The sequence below is a fragment of the Streptomyces sp. NPDC056503 genome, assembly GCF_042794995.1.
GTDB lineage: Bacteria > Actinomycetota > Actinomycetes > Streptomycetales > Streptomycetaceae > Streptomyces.
Genome location: NZ_JBHTST010000026.1, coordinates 35,899 through 56,979 on the forward strand (window position 1 = coordinate 35,899; position 21,081 = coordinate 56,979).

Genomic DNA, 21,081 nt, shown 5'->3' on the forward strand with positions numbered 1-21,081 from the left:
CGCGACCGGGGGTCAGGCGTCCCTGCGCAGCGGCGGACCCGCCGGCGTCTCCGGCACCGGGGAGAAGAGCGCCGCGCGGACCAGCGACGGAGCGAAGAGGCTGGTCAGCGGGGCCGTCAGGGTCAGGACCGCCCGGAAGGGCACCCCCACCGCCGGATCGCCCGCCGCCCGCTCCTGGATCCGGGCGAGGTACCAGCCGGTGAACCGGTCGGCCGGCTGCGGGCGGGCCGCGTCGCCCGTCGCGCCCGGCATCTTCTTGTCCGCGCCCGCCGAGATGTCCCAGGCCTGCCGGGACGCGTCGAGGAGCGCCCGCTGCACCCGCCGGGTGGTCGGGACCCGCCGGGTGTCGGACAGCGCCCGCCGCAGCGCGACCGCGGCGAGCGCCGCCGTCGCCATGCCCTGCCCGTAGATCGGGTTGAACGCGCACAGCGCGTCGCCGGTGGCGAGGAAACCGGCCGGACGGCGGCCCGGACGGTCGTACCTGCGGCGGATGTTGGCGGTCCGCCGGAAGCCGTGGACCGGCGTCACCGGCTCCGCGCCCGCCACCCACTCGCTCAGCACCGGATGCGGCAGCCGCTTCGCGTACTCCTCGAACGCCCCGTCCTCGGTGGGCGGTTCCTCCCCGCGCAGCCCCGAGAAGGTGACCATGTGGTGGCCGTCGCCCAGCGGCACGATCACCCCGCCGTACGGCTGCCGCGGACCCGGCACGATGTAGTAGCCCTGCGCGTCCGTGGCGGGCACCGCGTCCGTCGCCTTGTAGACCCGGGAGGCGTAGGCGAGGCCCGTGTCGAGGGTCTCCTCGTGCGGCGCCTCCGCGCCGATCGCGGCCAGCCAGTCCGCCGCCTTCGTCGAGCGGCCGGAGGCGTCCACCACCAGATCGGCGGCGACGGTACGGGGCTCCTGCCCGGCGCCCGCGCCCCGCTCCCGGAGCCGCACCCCCGTCACCCGCTCGGCGGTGCCGGTCAGGCCCACCGTCTCGGCGCCCTCGACGAGTTCGATGCGCGGGTCGGCGAGCACCCGCTGCCGCACCAGCCACTCCAGCTGGGGCCGCGGGCCGCTGTAGAAGTGAGCGGAGGCGGGGAGCCGGGTGAACCACTGGCCCGCCTGCCACTGGACCATGTCGGTCGGCATGGCCACCTTCGGGGCGCCCAGCTCCCCCAGCTCGCGCATGAAGCCGGGCAGCAGCTCGTCGAGCGCCTGCTGGCCGCCCTCGATGAGCACGTGCAGGTGCCGGCCCTGCGGCACCCCGGGCCGGGCGTCCGGCCCCTCGGGCAGCCTGTCGCGCTCGACGACCGTCACCCGCTCCGCGTGTTCCGCGAGCACCCGTGCCGCCAGGAGTCCGGCGAGACTTCCCCCGATGACCACCGCGTGTCGTGTGCCGCGGCGCCCCAAGTCGTCGGTCATACCCGCCCTTTCCCTCGTGGACCATGAACCGGTACCGACCAGTATCCACGGCGGCGGAGGAGCGCACCGGCGCGTGCCGGGGGCGGAAGGGCGCGGAGCGGGCGCGTGCCTCCCGGATCAGGCGTCCGGTCGGTCCTCCGGCCCCAGTTCCTCCAGTGCGGCCGTCAGCCACTCCACCCAGAACCGCTCCAGGTCGATGCCGCCGCGCAGGACGAGATGGCGCAGCCGGTCGGGCTCGGTGGCGCGCCGGTCGGCGGGGAAGTCGCGCTCCTCGATGACGAAGTACTCGTCGAGCTGGGCCCGGTGGAGGGCGAGGTGCCGCTCCAGTTCGGCCCGCAGCCCGGCCGAGCCGACCACCGCGGCGGCGCGCATCCGCAGCAGCAGCGCGGACCGCAGCGGCTTCGGGTCCTCGGCCGCGCCGACCCACTCCCGCAGGAAGTCCCGTCCCGCGGGCAGCACTTCGTACTCCTTGCGCTGCCCGCGCACCGGCACGGGGGAGGGCAGGGCGCGGATCTGCCCCGCCTCCTCCAGCCGCCCCAGTTCCCGGTAGATCTGCTGGTGCGTGGCCGACCAGAAGTAGCCGATCGACTTGTCGAAACGGCGCGTCAGTTCGAGACCGGAGGACGGCTTCTCGAGCAGCGCCGTCAGGATCGCGTGCGGGAGGGACATGCTCGCATCCTAGGTTCGGTCGGCCGCGGTGATCAGGGTGCGGACGTCACAGGGTGGCGGCGAGCCGGGTGCCCTGGTCGATCGCGCGCTTGGCGTCCAGTTCGGCGGCGACGTCGGCCCCGCCGATGAGGTGCGCCGCGCGGCCGGCGGCGACCAGCTCCTCGTACAGGCCGCGGCGGGGCTCCTGGCCGGAGCAGAGGACGATCGTGTCGACCGGCAGGAGCTGCCGCTCGCCGTCGACGGTGAGGTGCAGGCCCTCGTCGTCGATCCGGTCGTAGGTGACGCCCGCGACCATGGCGACGCCGCGGTGCTTGAGCTCGGTGCGGTGGATCCAGCCGGTGGTCTTGCCGAGCCCGGCGCCGACCTTGGTGGTCTTGCGCTGGAGCAGGTGGACCTGGCGGGGCGGCGCGTTCCGCTCGGGCGCGCGCAGTCCGCCCCGGTTCTCGTAGGAGGTGTCGACGCCCCACTGGCGGAAGTACGTCTCGGGGTCCTGGCTGGCGCCCTCGCCGCCGTCGGTGAGGAACTCGGCGACGTCGAAGCCGATGCCGCCGGCGCCGATGATCGCGACCCGCCTGCCGACGGGCGCGCCGTCGCGGAGCACGTCGAGGTAGCTGAGGACGCTGGGGTGGTCCTGGCCCTCGATGCCGGGGTCGCGGGGGGTGACGCCGGTGGCGACGACGACCTCGTCGTAGCCGTCGAGGTCGGCGGCGGTCACCCGGGTGTCGAGGCGGACGTCGATGCCGTGCTCGGCGAGCTGGACCCGGTAGTAGCGCAGGGTCTCGTCGAACTCCTCCTTGCCCGGGACCCGCTTGGCGACGTTCAGCTGGCCGCCGATCTCGGAGGCGGCGTCGAAGAGGGTGACGGAGTGGCCGCGCTCGGCCGCCGAGACGGCGCAGGAGAGGCCGGCGGGACCGGCGCCGACGACGGCGACGCGCTTGGCGAGGCGGGTGGGGGAGAGGACCAGTTCGGTCTCGTGGCAGGCGCGCGGGTTGACCAGGCAGGAGGTGATCTTGAGGTTGAAGGTGTGGTCGAGGCAGGCCTGGTTGCAGCCGATGCAGGTGTTGATGGTCTCGGCGCGGCCGGCGGCGGCCTTGTTCACGAAGGCGGGGTCGGCGAGGAACGGCCGGGCGAGCGACACGAGGTCGGCGCGGCCGTCGGCGAGGATCTCCTCGGCGACCTCGGGGGTGTTGATGCGGTTGCTGGTGACGAGCGGCACGGACACCGCGCCCATCAGCTTCTTCGTCACCCAGGTGTAGGCGCCGCGCGGCACGGAGGTGGCGATGGTGGGGATGCGGGCCTCGTGCCATCCGATGCCGGTGTTGATGAGGGTCGCGCCGGCCGCCTCGATCTCCTTGGCGAGCCGGACGACCTCCTCCAGGGTGGAGCCGCCGGGGACGAGGTCCAGCATGGAGAGCCGGTAGACGATGATGAAGTCGGTGCCGACCCGCTCGCGGATCCGGCGGACGATCTCCAGCGGGAAGCGGACCCGGTTCTCGTAGGAGCCGCCCCAGCGGTCGGTGCGCCGGTTGGTGGCGGCGGCGATGAACTCGTTGATCAGGTAGCCCTCGGAGCCCATGACCTCGACGCCGTCGTAGCCGGCCTCCCGGGCGAGCTCGGCGCAGCGCGCGTAGTCCTCGACGGTCTGCTCGACCTCGGCCTCGGTCAGCTCGTTGGGCACGAAGGGGCTGATGGGCGCCTGGATCGCGCTCGGCGCGACGAGGCCGGGGTGGTAGGCGTACCGCCCGAAGTGCAGGATCTGCATCGCGATCCTGCCGCCCTCGGCGTGCACGGCGTCGGTGATCAGCCGGTGCTCGGCGACCTCCTCGCCGGTGGTGAGCTTGGCGCCGCCGTCCCACGGCCGCCCGGCCTCGTTGGGCGCGATGCCGCCGGTGACGATGAGACCGGCGCCGCCGCGGGCCCGCTCGGCGTAGAAGGCGGCCATCCGCTCGAAGCCGTGCTCGGTCTCCTCCAGGCCGACGTGCATCGAGCCCATGATCACCCGGTTGGGCAGGGTGGTGAAACCGAGGTCGAGCGGGCTGAGCAGATGCGGGTACGGGGTCGTCGCGGTCACGGGGGCGCCTCCTCGCGCAGGGATCGTCGCATCCTGTTGTAGGCGACCCGGCCGTTCTTATGCAACTAGTTGCAGAAGGATCGGGGTGTGATGGTTACTACTCGGTAGGAGCGTGCCCGGGCCTTGACGCCGGCCTCACCCCGGACACCGGCCGCGCTGTGGAGCCCTGTCGCCCGCCGGGCGCCTGCCCCTCACCTGGCTCCTGCCCCTCACCTGGCTCCGGCCCTCACCGGGCGCTGGCCCCTCACCGCGCGTCCGCCCCCCGCCGGGTGCCCGGCGGGCCGCCGATCCAGCCGAGCTCGTACGCGCGCCAGCCCAGCTGGATTCTCGTGGTGGCGCCCGCCAGGTCCATCAGCCCGCTCACCCGGCGCTTCACGGTGCGCAGTCCCATCCGCAGCTGCTTGGCGACGCTGGCGTCCGTCATGCCCACCAGGAGCAGGGCGAGGATCCGCAGGTCGGTCGCGTCCGGCCCCGCGGGCGCGTTCTCGACCAGCTCCCCCTCGCTGCCGAGGGCGAGCGGCAGCGCGCCCCGCCAGACCCGTTCGAACATGCCCATCAGCAGGTCCAGCACCCCGCTCGCGTGGATCACCAGCGCGGCGGGTTCCGCTCCGGGCTCCTCCAGCGGGAGCATCGCCAGCGCCCGGTCGGCCACCACCAGCTTCGTCGGCACCTTCTCGGTCAGCCGCACCTCCTGCCGCCGCCCGAGCCCCGCCGTCAGTTCGGCCGTCTGTCCCGGCAGCGACAGCGCCTCCCGCTCCAGCACCACGCGGTAGGCGACCCCGCGGGCCACGGCCGCCTCCTCCACCGGGTTCTCCGTCGGCGTGACCGCGACCGGGGCGGCGGTCACCAGCACGCACAGCTCCTCCACCGCGCCCATCTGCAGCTGGAGGAACCGGTGCGAGACGGCGCTCGCGCCCGTCACCACCTCCACCAGTTCGTGCGCCGTCGGCCGTGACCCCTCCGAACGGTAGGTGTCCGCCAGCGCCTCCGCGGCCCGCCGGGCCTCGTCCAGCACCTGCCGCCGCCGGGTGAGCAGCGCGCCCAGGGCGACCCCGGGCGGCGCCGGCACCCAGCGCCCGGGGCGGGCCGTGCGGCGAGTCCCCGCTCCTCCAGCCGGTGCAGCGCCGCGGCCACGACCGGCTCGCCGAGCGCGAGCCGGCGTGCGAGTTCCGCCTGGCCGGCGCCGCCGAGCCGGACGAGGCCGCGGTACGCCGCCTCCTGTACGTCGTCGAGTCCCACCGCTCCGAGCACCTCGGGACCCCCTTTCCGGAGGGTGTCCTTCCACCGTCCTCGTGGCGGGAAACGGCCGCGGCACCTTCCCGCCCGTGGCGGCTGTTCCGCGCCGTCCGCCTTCTTTGCCAAGGTGTCGCCACCGCACAGCAACGATCAAGGGAGAACGATGCGCCCGATATCGCGTACGGCCCTGGGAGCGGCGACCGCCGCCGTCCTGGCCGTCACCGCGCTGACGCCGTCGGCGGCCGCCCGACCGGAGCCCGGCGCCCACGGCGACAGACCACTCGTCGGCACCTCTCCGGCCCCGGGGCGGCAGGACCGGCCCGTGACCGTCACCCTCGTCACCGGCGACCGCGTCCTGGTGGCCACGGACCGCGACGGCCGCGCCACCGCGACGGCCCTGCCCCGCGACGACGGCAGCGTCCCGCTCCTGGAGACCCGCCAGGCCGGCGAGGACCTGTACGTCTACCCGGACGGCGCCGCCGGCCCGCTCGCCGCGGACCGCGTCGACGAGGAGCTCTTCAACGTCACCGGACTGATCCGGCAGGGCTACGACGACTCCCGCACCACGAGCCTTCCGCTGATCGCCGTCTACGACTCCTCCGTCGACGTCGCCCGTGCCGTGCCCGCCTCCCCGCGCGGCTCCGCCCGCGGCCCGGTGCTGAAGTCCGCCCGCGGCGTCGCGCTCACGGCCGACAAGAAGAACGCCGCCGCCTTCTGGGCCGACGTCACCTCCCCGCGCACCCGCTCCGGCGCCGACGTCGCCAAACTCTGGCTGGACCGCAAGGTCGAGGCGACCCTCGAACGCTCCACCCGGCAGATCGGCGCGGACCTCGCCTGGGCCGCCGGATACGACGGCACGGGCACCAAGGTGGCCGTCCTCGACACCGGCGCCGACGCCGAACACCCGGACCTCAAGGGCCGGATCACCGCCTCCCGCAACTTCACCGACTCCGCCGACACCACGGACCGCCAGGGCCACGGGACCCACACGATCTCCACCGTCGGCGGCTCCGGCGCCGCGAGCGACGGCAGGAAGAAGGGCGTCGCACCGGGCGCCGAGCTGCTCAACGGCAAGGTCCTCAACGACGGCGGCTCCGGAGCCACGTCCTGGATCATCGCCGGCATGGAGTGGGCCGTCGCCCAGGGCGCCGACGTCGTCTCCATGAGCCTCGGCAACCCGGCCCCGACCGACTGCACCGACCCGATGGCCACCGCCACGGAGCAACTCGCCCGCTCCACCGACGCGTTGTTCGTCGTCGCCGCAGGGAACACCGGACCGGGACTCAACACCGTCTCCTCGCCCGGCTGCGCCCCCAGTGTCCTCACCGTCGGCGCCGTCGACCGCGACGACTCCACCGCCCCGTTCTCCAGCCGCGGCCCGGCCCTCGTCTCGCACACGCTCAAGCCGGAGATCGCCGCCCCGGGCGTCGCCATCTCCGCCGCGGCGGCGGGCGGGCGCGGGGTGTACGCGTACCGCTCGATGTCCGGTACGTCCATGGCCACCCCGCACGTCGCGGGTGCCGCCGCCATCCTCAAGCAGCGGCACCCCGACTGGACCGGCAGCCGGATCAAGGCCGCCCTCGTCTCCTCGGCGAAGGCGGACGTCCCCGGCGACGCCCGCGAGACCGGCGGCGGCCGGCTCGACGTCGGGGCGGCCCTCGACGCGACCGTGATCGGCACGCCGGCCGTCCAGGGCGGCTCCTTCGCCTGGCCGCAGGACGCCGGCGACCGCACCACGGTCGCCGTCCCCTACACCAACACCGGAGACCGGCCGGTGACGCTGGACCTCGCGCTCCACCGCGTCACCGGCAACGACGGCTCGGCGATCACGAGCCCGGTCGCGCGCCTCGGTACGCGCCGCGTCACCGTCCCCGCCGGCGCCACCGTCGAGGTCCCCCTCGCGCTGGACCCGGACGCACGGCTGGAGCCCGCCCAGTACGGCGACATCACCGGCCGCGTCCTCGCCACCGCCGACGGGGTCCGCGTCTCCACCCCCTTCTCCCTGTACGTGGAGCCGCGCACCGTCACCCTGACGGTGAAGACCGTCGACAGGCTCGGCAAGCCGGCCTCGGGCACCTCCGCCCTCGACGTCGTCAGCACCGACACGGCCACCGGCGAGCGCCGCTACAACCAGGGCGCGGCGGAGCAGACGTACCGGCTGCGCCCCGGCAGCTACTTCCTGTCCTCCTTCGTCGTCACGCCCGACGGCGGCGACGGCGCGAAGCTCGCCGACTCGATCACGTACCTGGGCCGCCCCCGGATCGAGCTGACGAAGGACACCACCGTCGTCCTCGACGCCCGCCGCGCCCACCGGCTGCGGCTGCGGACCGACCGCCCGACCGAGGTGCGCAGCGCGATGCTGGGCTTCTCGCGCTCCTGGGACGACACCTGGGGTCACTCCGGGACCCTCTCCGGCGGCCGTACCGTCCGCGGCTACTACGCCTCCGTCGACGGCGAGGCGGGCGACGGGGACTTCGCGTTCACGAGCTACTGGCGCGCGGCGGCTCCGCTGCTCTCCGAGTTCGCCGTCGTCGGGGGCGAGGACCTGCACCCCGTCACCGCCTCCTCGGGCTCGGTCAACCTCGACGGAACGGGCGAGGCGCCCCTCGTCGACGCCGGGACCGGCACGCCCGCGGAGCTCGCCGCCGCCGACGTGCGGGGGAAGATCGCCCTGGTCCGGATCGCCGACGGCGCGACGAGCGTCTCCGTGCAGGCCCGCGACGCCAGGGCCGCGGGCGCGACGGCCGTCCTCGCCCACCACGCCGCCCCCGGCCGCTGGCAGCCCTCCCTCGGCACCACCACCGAACTCCCCGTCCTCGCCGTCGAGTCCGTTGAGGCCGGAGCCCTCCTGGACCGGCTGACCACCGGCGGCGTCACGCTCCGCTGGAAGGGCGTCGCGAAGAGCCCGTACACGTACACCCTCGCCTTCCCGCAGCGGGGCGAGATCGACGAGGACCGCACCTATCGCGTGCACGACGACCACCTCGGCCGCACCACCTCGGCGTACCACTCCATGGGCGTCGCCACCGACTACATCGACGCCTCGATCGCCGCCCGGCCGGACGGCTCCCGCGTCCTCCTGCCCTTCGACAGCGTCGCCGTGCCCAACACCCGGACCGACTTCCACACCCCCGGCGACACCACCTGGCAGCGCTACCTCTCCAGCAGCTTCCCCTGGGGCGAGTTCATGGTCGCCGCACCGCACGCCTACACGAAGGGGGAGCGCCGCGACGAGCACTGGTACGACGGCGTCGTCACCCCGCGAGCCCCGATCGACGCCACCGGAGCACCCCTTCTGGCCGCGGAACGCCAGGGCGACCTGATCGGCGTGGCCACCGCGATGTGGGGCGACGGCACCCACTACGCCGAAGCCGGATCGTTCGGTGACATCGGCAACCTGAAGCTGCGCCGCGACGGCGAGCAGATCGGCGGCTCCGTCTACCCCTACGGGGTCTTCGACGTGCCGGCGGAGGAAGGCACGTACGAGCTGGAGCAGTTCGTCCAAAAGATCGGCACGCCGGCGAAGGTGTGGCAGCGGTCGACCTCGGTCGCCACCGTCTGGCGGTTCCGCTCCGTCCGGGACGAGAACGTCTACTCGCAGCCCGTCCCGCTCCTCTTCCCCCGCCTCGGACTGCCCGGGGAGGACGGTGCCAAGACCCTCGCCGCGCGGGCCGGACAGAGGATCACCCTGAACGCGACCGGCCACGGCGGCTACACCCCCGCCGCCCTCGTCTCGGCCTCGCTGGCGTACTCCTACGACGGCGGCGCGACCTGGACCGAGGCCCCGGTCGCCCGGCACGACGGCACCTGGACCGCGACCGTGGACCACGGCGGCGCCTCCGGCGAGCAGGTCACCCTGCGCGCCGAACTGACCGACGCGAACGGCAACTCCGTCCGCCAGACGGTCACCCGCGCCTACGACGTGCGCTGAGCCCCGAGGCCCCGCCGGACACCCGGCGGGGCCACCGCGTGCCCAGGGTGTGCCCCATGGGCACGACACTCGTCCACGAGGGCACCGCCTTCGTGAACTTCCGGGACCACACCTTCGCCGACCGGCACGCGCACGCGTACCGCTGGGTCGACGTGAAGCGCTTCCGACTCCCCTCCGGGGACGTGGCCGATCGGGACCTCCTCGCCGCCCTCGTCGCGCACGAGCAGTTCCGCGACGACTACGCCGGCGGCGGAGTGGACCCCGGGGGCACCCGGCACGGCCCGTACCGGCTCCACCTCGTCACGCCCGACGCGTACCGGCGGATCGACCGCGAACGGGCCTCCGACCTCCTGAGGACCTGGGCCGAGCAGCACGGACCCGTTCCCGGCACGCTCGCCGAGGCCCTGCGCCGCGAGGTGCTCGACGCCCTCGCGGACGCGGACGCGGTCCACCACCTCGACGGGCTGGGCGAGGACGAGTACCACGACTGGGCGAGCGTCCACGGCGAGTTCCACGAACTCGTCCTCGTCGACCGTCGGGCCGGACGGCTCGCCCTCCTCGTCGCGGCCGACGACTGAGCCGCCGGCCCGACCGCTCACCCTCCTCGTCGCGGCCGACGGCCGAGCCGTCCGGCCCGACCGCTCACCCCACCCGGTCCAGGAGCGCGTCCAGGTCCTCCGCCGTACGCGGGCCCGGGACGCCCTCCGCCAGCATCCCCCGCGCCCGCAGCAGCCGCCCGACCGACACGGCCCACGGCCGGCGCAGCCGGGCCGCGTCCAGGAGGGCGTCGTCGGCGAGCAGTTCGGCGACCGGACCGGTGCGCAGCCCGGCGGGGGAGAGGACGGCGGCCTCGTCGGCCCACCGCAGCGCCAGGTCCACGTCGTGGGTGGCCATGACCACCGTCGTGCCCGCCGCCCGCAGCCGCTCCAGGGTCTCCAGGAGCCGCTCCTGCCCGTGCGGGTCGAGACCGGCCGTTGGCTCGTCCATGATCAGGACCCGCGGCCGCATCGCCACCGCGCCCGCGATCGCCGCCCGCTTCCGCTGCCCGTAGGAGAGCAGGTGCGTCGGCCGGTCCGCGAGCGCCGTGATGTCCAGCGCCTCCAGCGCCTCCGCCACCCGGAGCCGCACCTCCTCCTCCGGCAGCCCCAGGTTCATCGGCCCGAAGGACACGTCCTGCGCCACCGAGGCGGCGAACAGCTGGTCGTCCGGGTCCTGCACCACCAGCTGCACCGAGGTCCGCAGCCGGGTCAGCCCCTTCCGGTCGTACGCCACCGCCGTACCGTCCAGGAGCAGCGTGCCCTCCCCGCAGCGCAGCCCGCCGCTCAGCAGCCGCAGCAGCGTCGTCTTCCCGCCGCCGTTCCGCCCGAGCAGCGCGACCGCCCGGCCCTCGGACACGGCGAAGGAGACGTCCGTGAGGACGGCGGGCCCGTCCTCGTACGCGAAACCCGCGCGCGCCAACTCCACGACCGGGGTGGGGGACGTCATGGGAGAAACCTTTCCAGTACGAGGGTGAGCGCGACGAGCCCCGCGAGGAGGCCGCCCGTCGCCGCGAGGAACGGGCGGGAGACCGGCGCCGCGGGCAGCAGCACCCGCAGCGTGCCGTCGTACCCGCGCCCGGCGAGGCCGGTCTGGAGCCGCTGCGCCCGGTCGAAGGCGCGCACGAAGGAGGTCGCGCCGAGTCCGGCCAGCGACCGCCACACGGCCGCCCGGGTCGTCGCCCCGAGCCGTGCCGCCTGCGCCTGGCGCACCTTGGCCTGCGCGTCGAGGAGCAGGAACACGATCCGGTACATCACCAGGGCCACGTCCACCACCGGCGCCGGCACCCCGGCCCGTACGAGGCGCGGCAGCACGTCCGAGACCGGCGTGGTGAAGGCGAACAGCAGCACCCCCAGCGAGGCCGACGCCGTCCGCAGCAGCAGCTCCCCGGCGTGCGTCGGACCGTCCGGAGCCCAGGCCACGGGACCGGCGGGCCCGCCCACCGAGAACAGCAGCGGAACGGCCCCCGTGACGCAGAAGCCCAGCGGGATCCGGAAGGCCCGCCACAGCTGCCGGCCCGGCACACCGGCCGGACCGAGCAGCACGGCGAGCGTGGCCGCCGCGACCAGGAGCGCCCCCGGCCACGGCGGCAGGCACACCGCGCAGAGTGTCAGACCGAAGCCGAGCACGGCCTTCTCGGCCGGATGGCGGCGGCGCCAGCGGCTGCTGTGCGCCGCCGCGTCGATCGGCAGCATCGGCGGCTACGCGTCCGTGCCGGTGCCCGGGGCGGTCGCGTCCGCGCCGCTCCCCTCGCGGGCCGCCGCCCGCTCCTCGCCCTGCCGCCGGCCGCGCCGCAGCCCGAAGTAGTACGCGAGGACACCGGCGCCCAGCGCCGCCTGGAGCGAGAACAGCGCCGACTCGATCTCACCGGACGGCGGCTCGTACAGCGGGCTGAACCACGGCTCGTAGTCCGGTTCGATCTCCGTGATCGCGGTCTCGGCCTCGGCGTCGGCGCCGGTGAACGGCTCCTCCTTGTGATCGCCGAGACCGAGCGCCAACGGCAGCACGGCCAGCGCCGCGACCAGCAGGAGCAGCAGGGAATTGATCTTCGCGTTCCGGCTCATCACGCCGCCGCCTCCTCGCGCCGCTCCGCCGCCTGCGGCCGGGCGAGCACGCCCAGCCGCAGCAGATCACCCTTGCTGGACTGCGTGAGCAGCCGCATCACCAGGACGGTCAGCAGCCCCTCGCTCACCGCGAGCGGGATCTGCGTCACCGCGAAGATCCCGCCGAACTTGGCGAGCGACCCCGCCACCCCGCTGCCCGGGTCGGGGAAGGCGAGGGCCAGCTGGACGCTGGTCACGCAGTAGGTGGAGAGGTCGGCGGCGAACGCGCCGAAGAACACCCCCACCATCAGCGGCGCCCCGAACCGCCGGAACAGCACGTACGTGCCGTACCCGGCCCACGGCCCGACGATCGCCATCGAGAAGACGTTCGCGCCCAGTGTGGTCAGCCCGCCGTGGGCGAGCAGCAGCGCCTGGAACAGCAGGGTGATCGTGCCGAGCACCGCCATGATCGGCGGCCGGAACAGGATGGCACCCAGTCCCGTACCCGTCGGATGGGAACAACTTCCCGTCACCGACGGCAGTTTGAGCGCGGAGAGGACGAAAGTGAAGGCGCCGGAGGCGCCGAGCAGCAGGGTGGACTCGGGGTTGGCGCGCACCTCGCGGGTGAGCGCGCGGACGCCGTGGACGACGAACGGAGCCGATGCGACGCCCCAGGCGGCCGCGTGGACGGGGGGTAGGTACCCCTCGGCGATATGCATGATCGGGAGACCCTCTCCAGCACCTCGTGGATGGACAACGCGCCCTGGCCGGTCTCCTGGCTGACGGTAGTGCCGCCCGACTCCGCCTTCCCACCCCGCGACGGTCTCCCGCGGCGGAGCAGTGGCTTCCCCGAGGGGACGGAGCCGGACCTCCCGATCACAGTGGCGAGGGCCGCACCGGTACTGCACCGGTTTCCCGAACACCAAGGCCCTGCGACATTAGTGTGTTGACCTGCTTCATCACAATGCGGGGTCGGTCACTCGCGGTCCGACACCGCGCCCGGACCGCGCCCGGACCGCGCCCAGGCCCCGGCGTCGGACCCCCGTTGTCAGACCCCCGCACTAGCGTGGACGTGTCCAAGTGCGTTGCTGCTGCTCGGACGACCAGGGGCGCCCCGACGGCGTGGAACCCAGCCGGGGCGCCCCTGACAGCGGGCGTCAGACCTTGCGGTAGGCGTACGCCTCCGAGGCCGCGGCCGCCACCGCGTCGAGGTCCCCGCCGGCACTCGCCGTCACCAGGGCGGCCACGGCTCCCTCGACGAAGGGGGCGTCGACGAGCCGGGCCCCTTCCGGGAGTTCGTCGCCCTCCGCGAGCAGCGCCTTCACCGTGAGGACCGCGCTGCCGAGGTCCACCAGGAGCGCCACCCCGGCCCCCGCGTCGACGTCCCTCGCCGCCGCGGCGATCAGCTCGGAGCTCGTACCGAGTCCGCCGTCGGGGGTGCCGCCGGCCGCCGCGACCGGCGCCGTGTCACCGCCGCCGGCGAGCCCGCGGGCCAGCTCCGCGACGGCCGCGGCGACGACCGCGCTGTGCGAGACCAGCACGATCCCCACCCGGTCCCCGACCCCGCTCATCCGGCCGTCACCTCCTCCAGGGCGGCGAACAGCAGCGCCGAGGACGTCGCCCCCGGGTCCTGGTGTCCGACCGACCGCTCGCCGAGATAGCTGGCCCGCCCCTTGCGGGCCCGCAGCGGTACGGTCGCGAGCGCGCCCGCCTCGGCCGCCGCGCGCGCGGCCGCGAACGACTCGCGCAGCGCCGCGACGGCCGGCGTCAGCGCGTCCAGCATCGTCTTGTCGCCCGGTACCGCCCCGCCGAGCTGCCCGACGGCGGCGACCCCGGCGGCCAGCGCGTCCGCCAGCTGCTCCCGCGAGACCTCCCCGGCCTCGCCGAGCGCCTTCCCGGTGCGCCGCAGCAGCGTTCCGTAGAGCGGTCCCGAGGCTCCGCCGACGGTCGAGATCAGCTGCCCTCCGGCGGTGACGAGGACCGCGCCCGGCGTCGCGGGCGGCTCCTTCGCCAGCGTCCCGGCCACGGCGGCGAAACCGCGCTTCAGGTTGGCCCCGTGGTCCGCGTCGCCGATCGCCGCGTCCAGGTCGGTGAGCCGCCCGGCCTCCCGCTCGACGGCCGCCGCGACGGCCTCCATCCACCGCACCGCGAAGGCGCCGCCGTACGTCTCCGTCATCGCCCGCTCACCGGCCCCAGCGCAGGGCGGCGGTGGCCACCGGCGCGTCCCACAGCCGCAGCAGCTCCTCGTCCGCGGCGCACAGGGTCACCGAGCAGCCCGCCATGTCGAGCGAGGTCACGTAGTTCCCGACCAGCGTCCGCGCCACCGGCACCCGGCGCGCGTCGAGGATCCGCCGCACCTCGGCGTTGAACCCGTACAGCTCCAGGAGCGGCGTCCCGCCCATCCCGTTCACCAGAAGCAGGACGGGATCCGAGGGGCGCAGATCGTCCAGGACGGCGTCGACGGCGACCTCGGCGATCTCCCGGGCGGTCATCATCCCGCGCCGTTCCCGCCCCGGTTCACCGTGGATGCCGACGCCCAACTCCAGCTCCCCGGGCGGCAGGTCGAAGGTCGGACTCCCCTTGGCCGGGGTGGTGCAGGCACCCAGCGCCACCCCGAACGACCGCGAGCGCGCGACCACCCGCCGCGCCACCGCCTCCACCCGCTCCAGCGGCGCACCCTCCTCGGCCGCCGCCCCGGCGAGCTTCTCCACGAAGAGCGTGGCCCCGGTCCCGCGCCGCCCCGCCGTGTACAGACTGTCCGTCACGGCCACGTCGTCGTCGACGAGCACCTTGGCGACCTGGATGCCCTCGTCCTCGGCGAGCTCGGCGGCCATCTCGAAGTTCAGCACGTCCCCGGTGTAGTTCTTCACCACGAACAGCACCCCGGCGCCGCTGTCCACGGCGGCCGCGGCCCTCACCATCTGCGTCGGCACGGGCGACGTGAAGATCTCTCCGGGGCAGGCCCCGTCCAGCATCCCCGGCCCCACGAACCCCGCGTGCAAGGGCTCGTGCCCCGACCCGCCCCCCGAGACCAGCGCCACCTTCCCCGCGACCGGCGCGTCCCTCCGCACCACCACCCGCCGCTCGACGTCCACGGTCAGCTCCGGATGAGCGGCGGCGAGCCCGCGCAGCCCATCGGCGACGACGGTCTCCGGCACGTTGATCAGCATCTTCACGGATACCTCCTGAGGAGATGTCAGGCCCGATTCGAGGGGCGGGCCTTTGCGGTGCGCGTCACTACGCGATTATCGACGCAGGGAGGCGGGCGCGCACGGGTGCGCCACCGGTCGGGGCCGGGCCGTGTCGGTGAGAGAGTCGGTCCGACGGGGCAGCGCGATGTCGTCGGAGTCAGCAGGGGGAGCTCGCAGTATGACCGGTACCACGGAGGCCCTCGGCGGGTCGGCCGCAGTCGACGATGCGGCACGAGGCGTCACGCGCCCGTTCTACGTGTACGCCGTGCTCGCCAACACGCTGTTCCAGCGCGGCGTCTTCGTCCTCTTCCTCCAGCAGCGGGGCTTCTCCGCCGGGCAGGTGGCCCTGCTCCAGACCCTGCTCTACCTGGTCAGCGGAGTCGCGGAGTTGCCGACGGGGATCATCGCCGACCGCATCGGCAGGCGCGCCGCCATCGTGATCGGCCAGGTGCTGATAGCGGGATGTCTGCTCGGGCAGGTGGCGTTCTCCCCCTACTGGGTGTTCCTGACGTTGTTCATCGTGCAGGGCGTCGGCATGGCATGTGTGTCCGGTTCGGACACCGCTCTGCTGTACGACCTTCTCGTGCGCCGCGGTGCGACGGCCGGCTACGTCAGGATCAGGTCCCGGTTCACCATGCTCGGGACGGTCACCTCGGGAGTCGCCATCGTCCTCGGCGGCCAACTGCAGCGGATCTCCTGGGCGGTCGTCTACGTCGGTTCGGCGGCGTGCCTCCTCCTGGCCGTGGTGGTGCTGATGTCACGGGTGCCCGAGATCCGCGGCGCGGACGCGGTGGACGAGCGGGACGGAGCCGGTGAGGGGCACGGCGACACCACGGCGTGGCGGGCGGTGCTCCGGGTCGCCACGCCGGCGCTCGTGACGCTCGTCGTGGTGTCCGGACTGATGCACGCGACGCTGACGCCGTACATCGTCTTCCTGCAGAAGACCCTCTCCGATCAGGGGGCGGGCACCGCGTTGGTCGGCGGGGTCGTAGCGGCGGGATTCTTCGTCGGCGGGCTCACTCCGCTGCTGTCGGACCGCGCGGACCGGCGCCTCGGGTATCGGGTCGTCGTCCCGGTGTCCCTCCTGACGCTCGCCGTGGCGCTCGGCCTGAGCGGCCTCGGCCTCGTCTGGGTCACCATCGCCGCGTTCCTGCTCCTGGTCGGGATCCCCGAGATCACCGCCGTGATCGTGGACAACGTGTTCAACGAGGCCGTGCCGTCGCGCCACCGGGCGAGCCTGCTGTCGATGATCACGTTCGTGGAGTCGGGGCTCATCGGCATCGGCTATCTCGTCCTCGGCACGCTCATGGACGGGTCGGGCTCCAGCGTGGGCATGGCCGCCTACGCAGCGGTCCCCCTGCTGGCATGTCTCCTGTGGCTCCCGGTGCTCTTCCGAGGAGCACGGGTGACCACCGGGACGGAGAAGCCCGCCGACCGGAAGGCAGCGTGACCCTGACCCGCGGCCGGTACCGGGCCGGCGCCGCATCCGGCGCCGGCCCGGGTCCTCTCCGTCGGCCGCGGCACGGGTGCCGGGGCGCGTGGTGGGGTCAGACGCGCAGCCAGGCGGCGGTGTCGGGAGGAAGCAGACCGCCGGCGAGGGGGAGGGAGGACAGCAGGACGTCGGTGTGGGAGGGGAGGGGGACGGTGGTGGCGGAGAGGTTGACCACGCACAGGAAGTCGGTGCCGCGGGTGAAGGCGAGGACGTCCGGGGCGGTGGTGAGCCACTGCGCGGGGCCGTCGCCGAGGGAGGTCTCGGCGGCGCGCAGCGTGAGGGCGGTGCGGTAGAGGGTGAGCATGGAGGCCGGGTCGTGTTCCTGGGCGGCGGCGGTCAGGTGGGCCCAGGTGGAGGGTTGCGGAAGCCAGGGCCGGGTGGTGGCGTCGGCGGGGCTGAAGCCGTAGGGCTCGGTGGTTCCGCTCCAGGGGAGGGGGACGCGGCAGCCGTCGCGGCCGGGGTCTTCGCCGCCGGTGCGGTGGTAGATGGGGTCGTCGCGGCGGTCGGCGGGGATGTCCTCGACCTCGGGCAGGCCGAGTTCTTCGCCCTGGTAGACGTAGACGGCGCCGGGCAGGGCCATGGTGAGCAGGGCGGCGGCGCGGGCGCGGCGGCGGCCGAGGTCCTCGTCGACGACGGGGTTGTACTGGCGGATGCCGGCGGCGGTGCTGGTGTCGGGGCGTCCGTAGCGGGTGACGTGGCGGGTGACGTCGTGGTTGGACAGTACCCAGGTGCTGGGGGCGTTCACGGTGGCGTGGACAGCGAGGGTCTGGTCGATGACGGCGCGCAGGGCGGTGGCGTCCCAGGCGCAGCCGAGGAAGTCGAAGTTGAAGGCGGCGTGGAGCTCGTCGGCGCGGAGGTACCGGGCGAAGCGGGCGGGGTCGGCCAGCCAGACCTCACCGATGAGGGCGCGGGGCTCGGGGTAGGAGTCGGCGACGGCGCGCCAGCCGCGGTAGATGTCGTGGTTGGCGTCGAGGTCGACGTAGGGGTGGGGGTCGGGGAAGACGGTGTGGTCGTAGTCGGGCAGCGCGGGGTCCTTGCTGCACATGGCGGCGGAGTCGACGCGGATGCCGTCGACACCGCGGTCGAACCAGAAGCGCAGGATGTCCTCGTACTCCGTGCGGACGAGGGGGTCGCGCCAGTTGAGGTCGGGCTGTTCGGGGGCGAACAGGTGGAGGTACCACTGGCCGTCACGGACTCGCGTCCAGGCGGGGCCGCCGAAGATGGACTCCCAGTCGTTGGGAGGGATCTCGCCGGACTCGCCGCGGCCGTCGCGGAACCAGAAGAGCTCGCGTTCGGGTGAGCCGGGGGCGGCGGCGAGAGCCTTGAGGAACCACTCGTGTTCGTTGGAGACGTGGTTGGGGATGACGTCGACGATGATGCGGATCCCGCGCTCGTGCGCCTCGCTGATGAGGGCGTCGGCGTCGGCGAGGGTGCCGAAGCGGGGGTCGATCTGCCGGAAGTCGGTGACGTCGTAGCCGGCGTCGGCCATGGGGGTCAGGTACCAGGGCGAGAACCAGATGGCCTCGATGCCGAGGTCCTTGAGGTAGTCGAGTCTGGAGCGCACCCCCGTCAGGTCGCCGATGCCGTCGCCGTTGCCGTCGGCGAAGCTGCGCGGGTAGACCTGGTAGATGGCTGCGTGACGCCACCAGTCGGTGGTGCGCGGGGTCATGGGACCTGCCTTTGTGAGTGGGGTGGAACGGGTGCGCGGGCCCGGCAGCGGGGGTGGGCCGGGCCCGCGGGTCTTGGGGGCTGGTGGAGGGACCGCGGGCCCGGGCGGTCAGGGAGGCGACCGGGCCCGCGGTCGGTCGGTGGTTACCAGCCGGAGTTGCCGCTGCCTCGCTGGATGGTGAAGCCGCCGGTCATGTCGAGGGCGGTGCCGGCGGTCTGGGAGACCTTGGTGTTGGCGAAGGTGCCGTTGCCGGTCGCGTTGCCCTCGATGCCGTGGTGGCCGGTCCTGGCGATGGTCAGGCCGTCGACGCGGAGGTCGGAGACCTGCTTCTGCCAGGAGACGAGGAGGCCGCTGTAGGTGGAGTCCTCGACCGTGTTGTCGGTGAGGACGACCGGCTGGGTGATGTCGTACCGGTCGGCGTAGACCCAGAGGGCACCGAGCTTGGCGTTCCAGTTGACCTCCATGCTGCCGGTGCGGCGCAGGAGGTTGCCGGAGACGGTGGTGGTGCCGCTGAAGGGGTCGCCGAAGCGGGTGGAGACGGTGATGCCGGCGGCGGCGACGACGGTGTCGGAGACGAGGTTGTTCTCGACGCGGTTGCCGCTGCCTCCGTAGACGGCGGCGCCGTTGGCGAGGGTGGGCAGCTGGACGGTGTTGTTGCGGAAGGCGCTGTCGGTGACCGCGGCTCCGTCGGACCACATCGCCAGGGCGTCGTCGCCGGTGCCGCGGATGCTGCTGTTGGAGACGACGGTGTTCTTCACCCCGCCGTGGAGGTTGACGCCGTCGGCGTAGGTGTTGCGGATGCGCAGGTCGCCGGCCTGGAGGCCGTCGGTCGGGGCGGAGATCCACAGACCGACCTTGGTGTGCTGGATCCAGACGTTCCTGATGACGGATCCGGTGCCGAAGTCGCCCTCGATGGCGGCGTGGCCGCCGGCGTCGTCGCGGACGGTGTTCTGTCCGTCGATCATGAGGTTCTCGATGGTGCTGGTGCCGCCCTGGCCGAGGAGTCCGCCCTTGAGGCCGGTGCCCCGCAGCACGGTGTGCCAGACGCCGGCGCCGCGCAGCTTCACGCCGGAGAGGTTGACGTGGTCGGAGACGTTGTAGGTGCCGGCCGGGAGGAACAGGCCCTTGCCCTGGCTCTTGGCCGTGCTCAGTGCGGTCTGCAGCGCGGAGGTGTCGTCCTGGTTGTCGTTGGGGGTGACACCGAGGGTCTGCGCGGAGACGTATCCACTGGGCAGAGTGGCCGCGGCACCGGTCTCCTCGGCCTCGATCAGGTCGATCGTGTAGGAGGCGGCGGTGTCGCCGGCGTCCTTCTGCAGGCGCAGCACGGTGCCGGCGGGCAGGGTGCGGCCGAAGGCGGCGCGGGACTCGTCGAAGAAGCGGTGGCCCTGGCCCTCGCCGGGGTTGTTGGTGTACGGGTAGGCGCCGTAGACCCAGGCGTAGCGGGAGGTGAGCTGGAGGTCGGGCAGGGCGGTGCCGTCGGCGTAGGCGCTGAGGGTGGCGTCGATTCCCTTGCCGTCGCTGCTGTCGGGCAGGGAGTAGCGCAGGTTGACGGCGTTGGCGGGCTTGGTGAGCGTGACCTCGACGTAGTCGCCGGTCTGGGTCAGCTTGACGGCCTTGCGGCCGGAGGCCTCCGAGGCGAGCGTGAGGTAGGTGCGGTCGGGGCCGACGGTCGAGCCCTTCACGGTGCCGGCCTCGGCCTCGTAGGTGGTGAAGGGCAGGGTGGCGCCCACGCCGGACGGGTCGGTGTCGCCACCGCCGTCGCCTCCGTCACCACCGCCGGGGGTGGTGGGGGTGGTGGCCTTGAGGCTGTCGATGTTGACGTTGCCGCTGTCGGCGGTGGTGAACTCCAGCGTGAGGGTGTTGGCGCCCTGGGTGAGGGTGACCGGTACGTCGACGGTGGACCAGGAGGCCCAGCCGCTGGTGGCCGGCAGGGTGAACTGTCGGGAGGTGGTGCCCGCGGTCAGGGTCAGCGTCTGGGCCGCGCCGGTGCCGTTGGCGTAGCGGACGGCGACGGTTCCCGAGCCGGCGTGGGCGGAGGAGACGCTGGTGGTGATCGACGCGTGGCCCTTGTTGAGGTCGGTCAGGCCGCCGACGTAGCCGGTTCCGGTGTAGCCGGCGTGCTCGCTTTCCACCGTGGCGCCGCCCGCGAGGGTGGCGGCCTCGGCCTCGGCGGGGTCGGTGGGGTCCGGCTGCGTGGGGGTGTCGGGGGTGGTGGCGGTGATGTGGTCGATGTTGACGTTGCCGCTGTCGGCAGCCGTGAACTTCAGCGTGAGGGTGTTGGCGCCCTGGGTGAGGGTGACCGGTACGTCGACGGTGGACCAGGAGGCCCAGCCGCTGGTGGCCGGCAGGGTGAACTGTCGGGAAGCGGTACCCCGGATGAGGGTGAGCGTCTTGGCCGACCCGGTGCCGTTGGCGTAGCGGATCTTCGCCGTACCGTTGCCCGCGTGCGCGGACTGCACGGTGTACGAGGTGGAGGCGGTGCCCTTGTGGGCGTCGGTGTACCCGCCGACGTAGCCGGTGCCGGTGTAGCCGGCGTGCTCCGTCTCCACCTGGGCTCCGCCGCCGAGGGCGGCGGACTCGGCCTGGAGGACGGCGGTGGCGGCGTGGGCCGGCAGGGGGGCGGCGATGCCGTAGGAGGCGGCACCGGTGAGGGCGAGAAGGAGCGCGGCTATCGCGGCGGAGTTTCTGGAGCGCGGGTTGGTGCGGTGGATCGACACGGCTGTGTGTCCTTCCGGTGCAGGGGCGGCTCAGCCCTTAGGGGGGACCGGCGGGGGCCGGTGACAAGGGCCGCGGGCAGGCGGAGGCCCGCCGGCGGCGAAGGTGACCGGCGCTGGGGACC

15 protein-coding genes, 1 pseudogene and 1 riboswitch are annotated in these 21,081 nt (G+C 73.8%); of the genes and pseudogenes, 3 read left to right on the plus strand and 13 right to left on the minus strand.

What is annotated here, in order from left to right; all coding sequences use genetic code 11:
- Nucleotides 1-12 precede the first annotated feature (12 nt).
- The 4 genes and pseudogenes from ACFQ8C_RS10990 to ACFQ8C_RS11005 form a co-directional block, all read right to left on the minus strand.
- Nucleotides 13-1,404 (minus strand): FAD-dependent oxidoreductase, encoded by a 1,392-nt coding sequence (locus ACFQ8C_RS10990; protein ID WP_383454720.1) that lies wholly within the window; start codon nt 1,402-1,404, stop codon nt 13-15.
- A gap of 117 nt (nt 1,405-1,521) precedes the next feature.
- Entirely contained in the window at nt 1,522-2,073 is a 552-nt protein-coding gene (locus tag ACFQ8C_RS10995) for a PadR family transcriptional regulator (RefSeq protein WP_383454723.1), read from the minus strand.
- 46 nt (nt 2,074-2,119) lie between these two features.
- On the minus strand, nt 2,120-4,144 hold the full coding sequence (locus ACFQ8C_RS11000; RefSeq protein ID WP_383454726.1) for an FAD-dependent oxidoreductase: 2,025 nt from the start codon (nt 4,142-4,144) through the stop codon (nt 2,120-2,122).
- Between the two features lie 244 nt (nt 4,145-4,388).
- Nucleotides 4,389-5,395: pseudogene (locus ACFQ8C_RS11005) on the minus strand (helix-turn-helix transcriptional regulator).
- 148 nt (nt 5,396-5,543) lie between these two features.
- Here ACFQ8C_RS11005 and ACFQ8C_RS11010 point away from each other — a divergent pair.
- On the plus strand, nt 5,544-9,311 hold the full coding sequence (locus ACFQ8C_RS11010) for a S8 family serine peptidase (protein WP_383454730.1): 3,768 nt from the start codon (nt 5,544-5,546) through the stop codon (nt 9,309-9,311).
- 56 nt (nt 9,312-9,367) lie between these two features.
- A complete protein-coding gene (locus tag ACFQ8C_RS11015; RefSeq protein ID WP_383454733.1) occupies nt 9,368-9,889 on the plus strand; it encodes a hypothetical protein in 522 nt (173 codons plus the stop codon).
- Nucleotides 9,890-9,953: 64 nt separating this feature from the next.
- Here the strand turns inward: ACFQ8C_RS11015 and ACFQ8C_RS11020 are convergent, their stop codons facing one another.
- The 7 genes from ACFQ8C_RS11020 to dhaK form a co-directional block, all read right to left on the minus strand.
- The gene (locus ACFQ8C_RS11020; protein ID WP_383454736.1) at nt 9,954-10,796 is read right to left on the minus strand and encodes an ATP-binding cassette domain-containing protein; all 843 of its coding nucleotides are present in this window, start codon (nt 10,794-10,796) and stop codon (nt 9,954-9,956) included.
- Nucleotides 10,793-11,542: a cobalt ECF transporter T component CbiQ gene (gene cbiQ / locus ACFQ8C_RS11025; protein WP_383454739.1), complete on the minus strand. Its 750-nt coding sequence runs from the start codon at nt 11,540-11,542 to the stop codon at nt 10,793-10,795. The genes ACFQ8C_RS11020 and cbiQ overlap by 4 nt, the downstream gene beginning before the upstream one ends.
- A gap of 6 nt (nt 11,543-11,548) precedes the next feature.
- Entirely contained in the window at nt 11,549-11,911 is a 363-nt protein-coding gene (locus ACFQ8C_RS11030; protein ID WP_383454742.1) for an energy-coupling factor ABC transporter substrate-binding protein, read from the minus strand.
- Nucleotides 11,911-12,609, minus strand: a complete 699-nt coding sequence (locus ACFQ8C_RS11035) for an energy-coupling factor ABC transporter permease (protein WP_383454745.1) — start codon at nt 12,607-12,609, stop codon at nt 11,911-11,913. Before ACFQ8C_RS11035 ends, ACFQ8C_RS11030 begins: the two co-directional genes overlap by 1 nt.
- Nucleotides 12,610-12,637: 28 nt before the next feature.
- Nucleotides 12,638-12,860: riboswitch (cobalamin riboswitch) on the minus strand.
- 187 nt (nt 12,861-13,047) lie between these two features.
- Complete coding sequence (locus ACFQ8C_RS11040; protein WP_383454748.1) at nt 13,048-13,461, minus strand: PTS-dependent dihydroxyacetone kinase phosphotransferase subunit DhaM; 414 nt, start codon at nt 13,459-13,461, stop codon at nt 13,048-13,050.
- On the minus strand, nt 13,458-14,066 hold the full coding sequence (gene dhaL / locus ACFQ8C_RS11045; protein WP_383454751.1) for a dihydroxyacetone kinase subunit DhaL: 609 nt from the start codon (nt 14,064-14,066) through the stop codon (nt 13,458-13,460). Before dhaL ends, ACFQ8C_RS11040 begins: the two co-directional genes overlap by 4 nt.
- 7 nt (nt 14,067-14,073) lie before the next feature.
- A complete protein-coding gene (gene dhaK / locus ACFQ8C_RS11050) occupies nt 14,074-15,066 on the minus strand; it encodes a dihydroxyacetone kinase subunit DhaK (RefSeq protein WP_383454754.1) in 993 nt (330 codons plus the stop codon).
- 193 nt (nt 15,067-15,259) lie between these two features.
- Here dhaK and ACFQ8C_RS11055 point away from each other — a divergent pair, with 193 nt between their 5' ends.
- Nucleotides 15,260-16,531 (plus strand): MFS transporter, encoded by a 1,272-nt coding sequence (locus ACFQ8C_RS11055; protein ID WP_383454757.1) that lies wholly within the window; start codon nt 15,260-15,262, stop codon nt 16,529-16,531.
- A 97-nt stretch (nt 16,532-16,628) separates the two neighbouring features.
- Here the strand turns inward: ACFQ8C_RS11055 and ACFQ8C_RS11060 are convergent, their stop codons facing one another.
- Together ACFQ8C_RS11060 and ACFQ8C_RS11065 are read right to left on the minus strand one after the other, a co-directional pair.
- The gene (locus tag ACFQ8C_RS11060; RefSeq protein WP_383454760.1) at nt 16,629-18,242 is read right to left on the minus strand and encodes an alpha-amylase family glycosyl hydrolase; all 1,614 of its coding nucleotides are present in this window, start codon (nt 18,240-18,242) and stop codon (nt 16,629-16,631) included.
- Nucleotides 18,243-18,385: 143 nt separating this feature from the next.
- Entirely contained in the window at nt 18,386-20,959 is a 2,574-nt protein-coding gene (locus tag ACFQ8C_RS11065) for a carbohydrate-binding protein (RefSeq protein ID WP_383454762.1), read from the minus strand.
- Between the last annotated feature and the right edge of the window lie 122 nt (nt 20,960-21,081).

What these genes read in the sequence shown, in the direction of transcription:
- ACFQ8C_RS11030 (WP_383454742.1), bottom strand. Translation starts at nt 11,911, where the DNA reads ATGAGCCGGAACGCGAAGATCAATTCCCTGCTGCTCCTGCTGGTCGCG.
- ACFQ8C_RS11035 (WP_383454745.1), bottom strand. Translation starts at nt 12,609, where the DNA reads ATGCATATCGCCGAGGGGTACCTACCCCCCGTCCACGCGGCCGCCTGG.
- ACFQ8C_RS11020 (WP_383454736.1), bottom strand. Translation starts at nt 10,796, where the DNA reads ATGACGTCCCCCACCCCGGTCGTGGAGTTGGCGCGCGCGGGTTTCGCG.
- dhaL (WP_383454751.1), bottom strand. Translation starts at nt 14,066, where the DNA reads ATGACGGAGACGTACGGCGGCGCCTTCGCGGTGCGGTGGATGGAGGCC.
- ACFQ8C_RS10995 (WP_383454723.1), bottom strand. Translation starts at nt 2,073, where the DNA reads ATGTCCCTCCCGCACGCGATCCTGACGGCGCTGCTCGAGAAGCCGTCC.
- ACFQ8C_RS11055 (WP_383454757.1), top strand. Translation starts at nt 15,260, where the DNA reads ATGACCGGTACCACGGAGGCCCTCGGCGGGTCGGCCGCAGTCGACGAT.
- ACFQ8C_RS11040 (WP_383454748.1), bottom strand. Translation starts at nt 13,461, where the DNA reads ATGAGCGGGGTCGGGGACCGGGTGGGGATCGTGCTGGTCTCGCACAGC.
- ACFQ8C_RS10990 (WP_383454720.1), bottom strand. Translation starts at nt 1,404, where the DNA reads ATGACCGACGACTTGGGGCGCCGCGGCACACGACACGCGGTGGTCATC.
- ACFQ8C_RS11010 (WP_383454730.1), top strand. Translation starts at nt 5,544, where the DNA reads ATGCGCCCGATATCGCGTACGGCCCTGGGAGCGGCGACCGCCGCCGTC.
- ACFQ8C_RS11060 (WP_383454760.1), bottom strand. Translation starts at nt 18,242, where the DNA reads ATGACCCCGCGCACCACCGACTGGTGGCGTCACGCAGCCATCTACCAG.
- cbiQ (WP_383454739.1), bottom strand. Translation starts at nt 11,542, where the DNA reads ATGCTGCCGATCGACGCGGCGGCGCACAGCAGCCGCTGGCGCCGCCGC.
- ACFQ8C_RS11015 (WP_383454733.1), top strand. Translation starts at nt 9,368, where the DNA reads ATGGGCACGACACTCGTCCACGAGGGCACCGCCTTCGTGAACTTCCGG.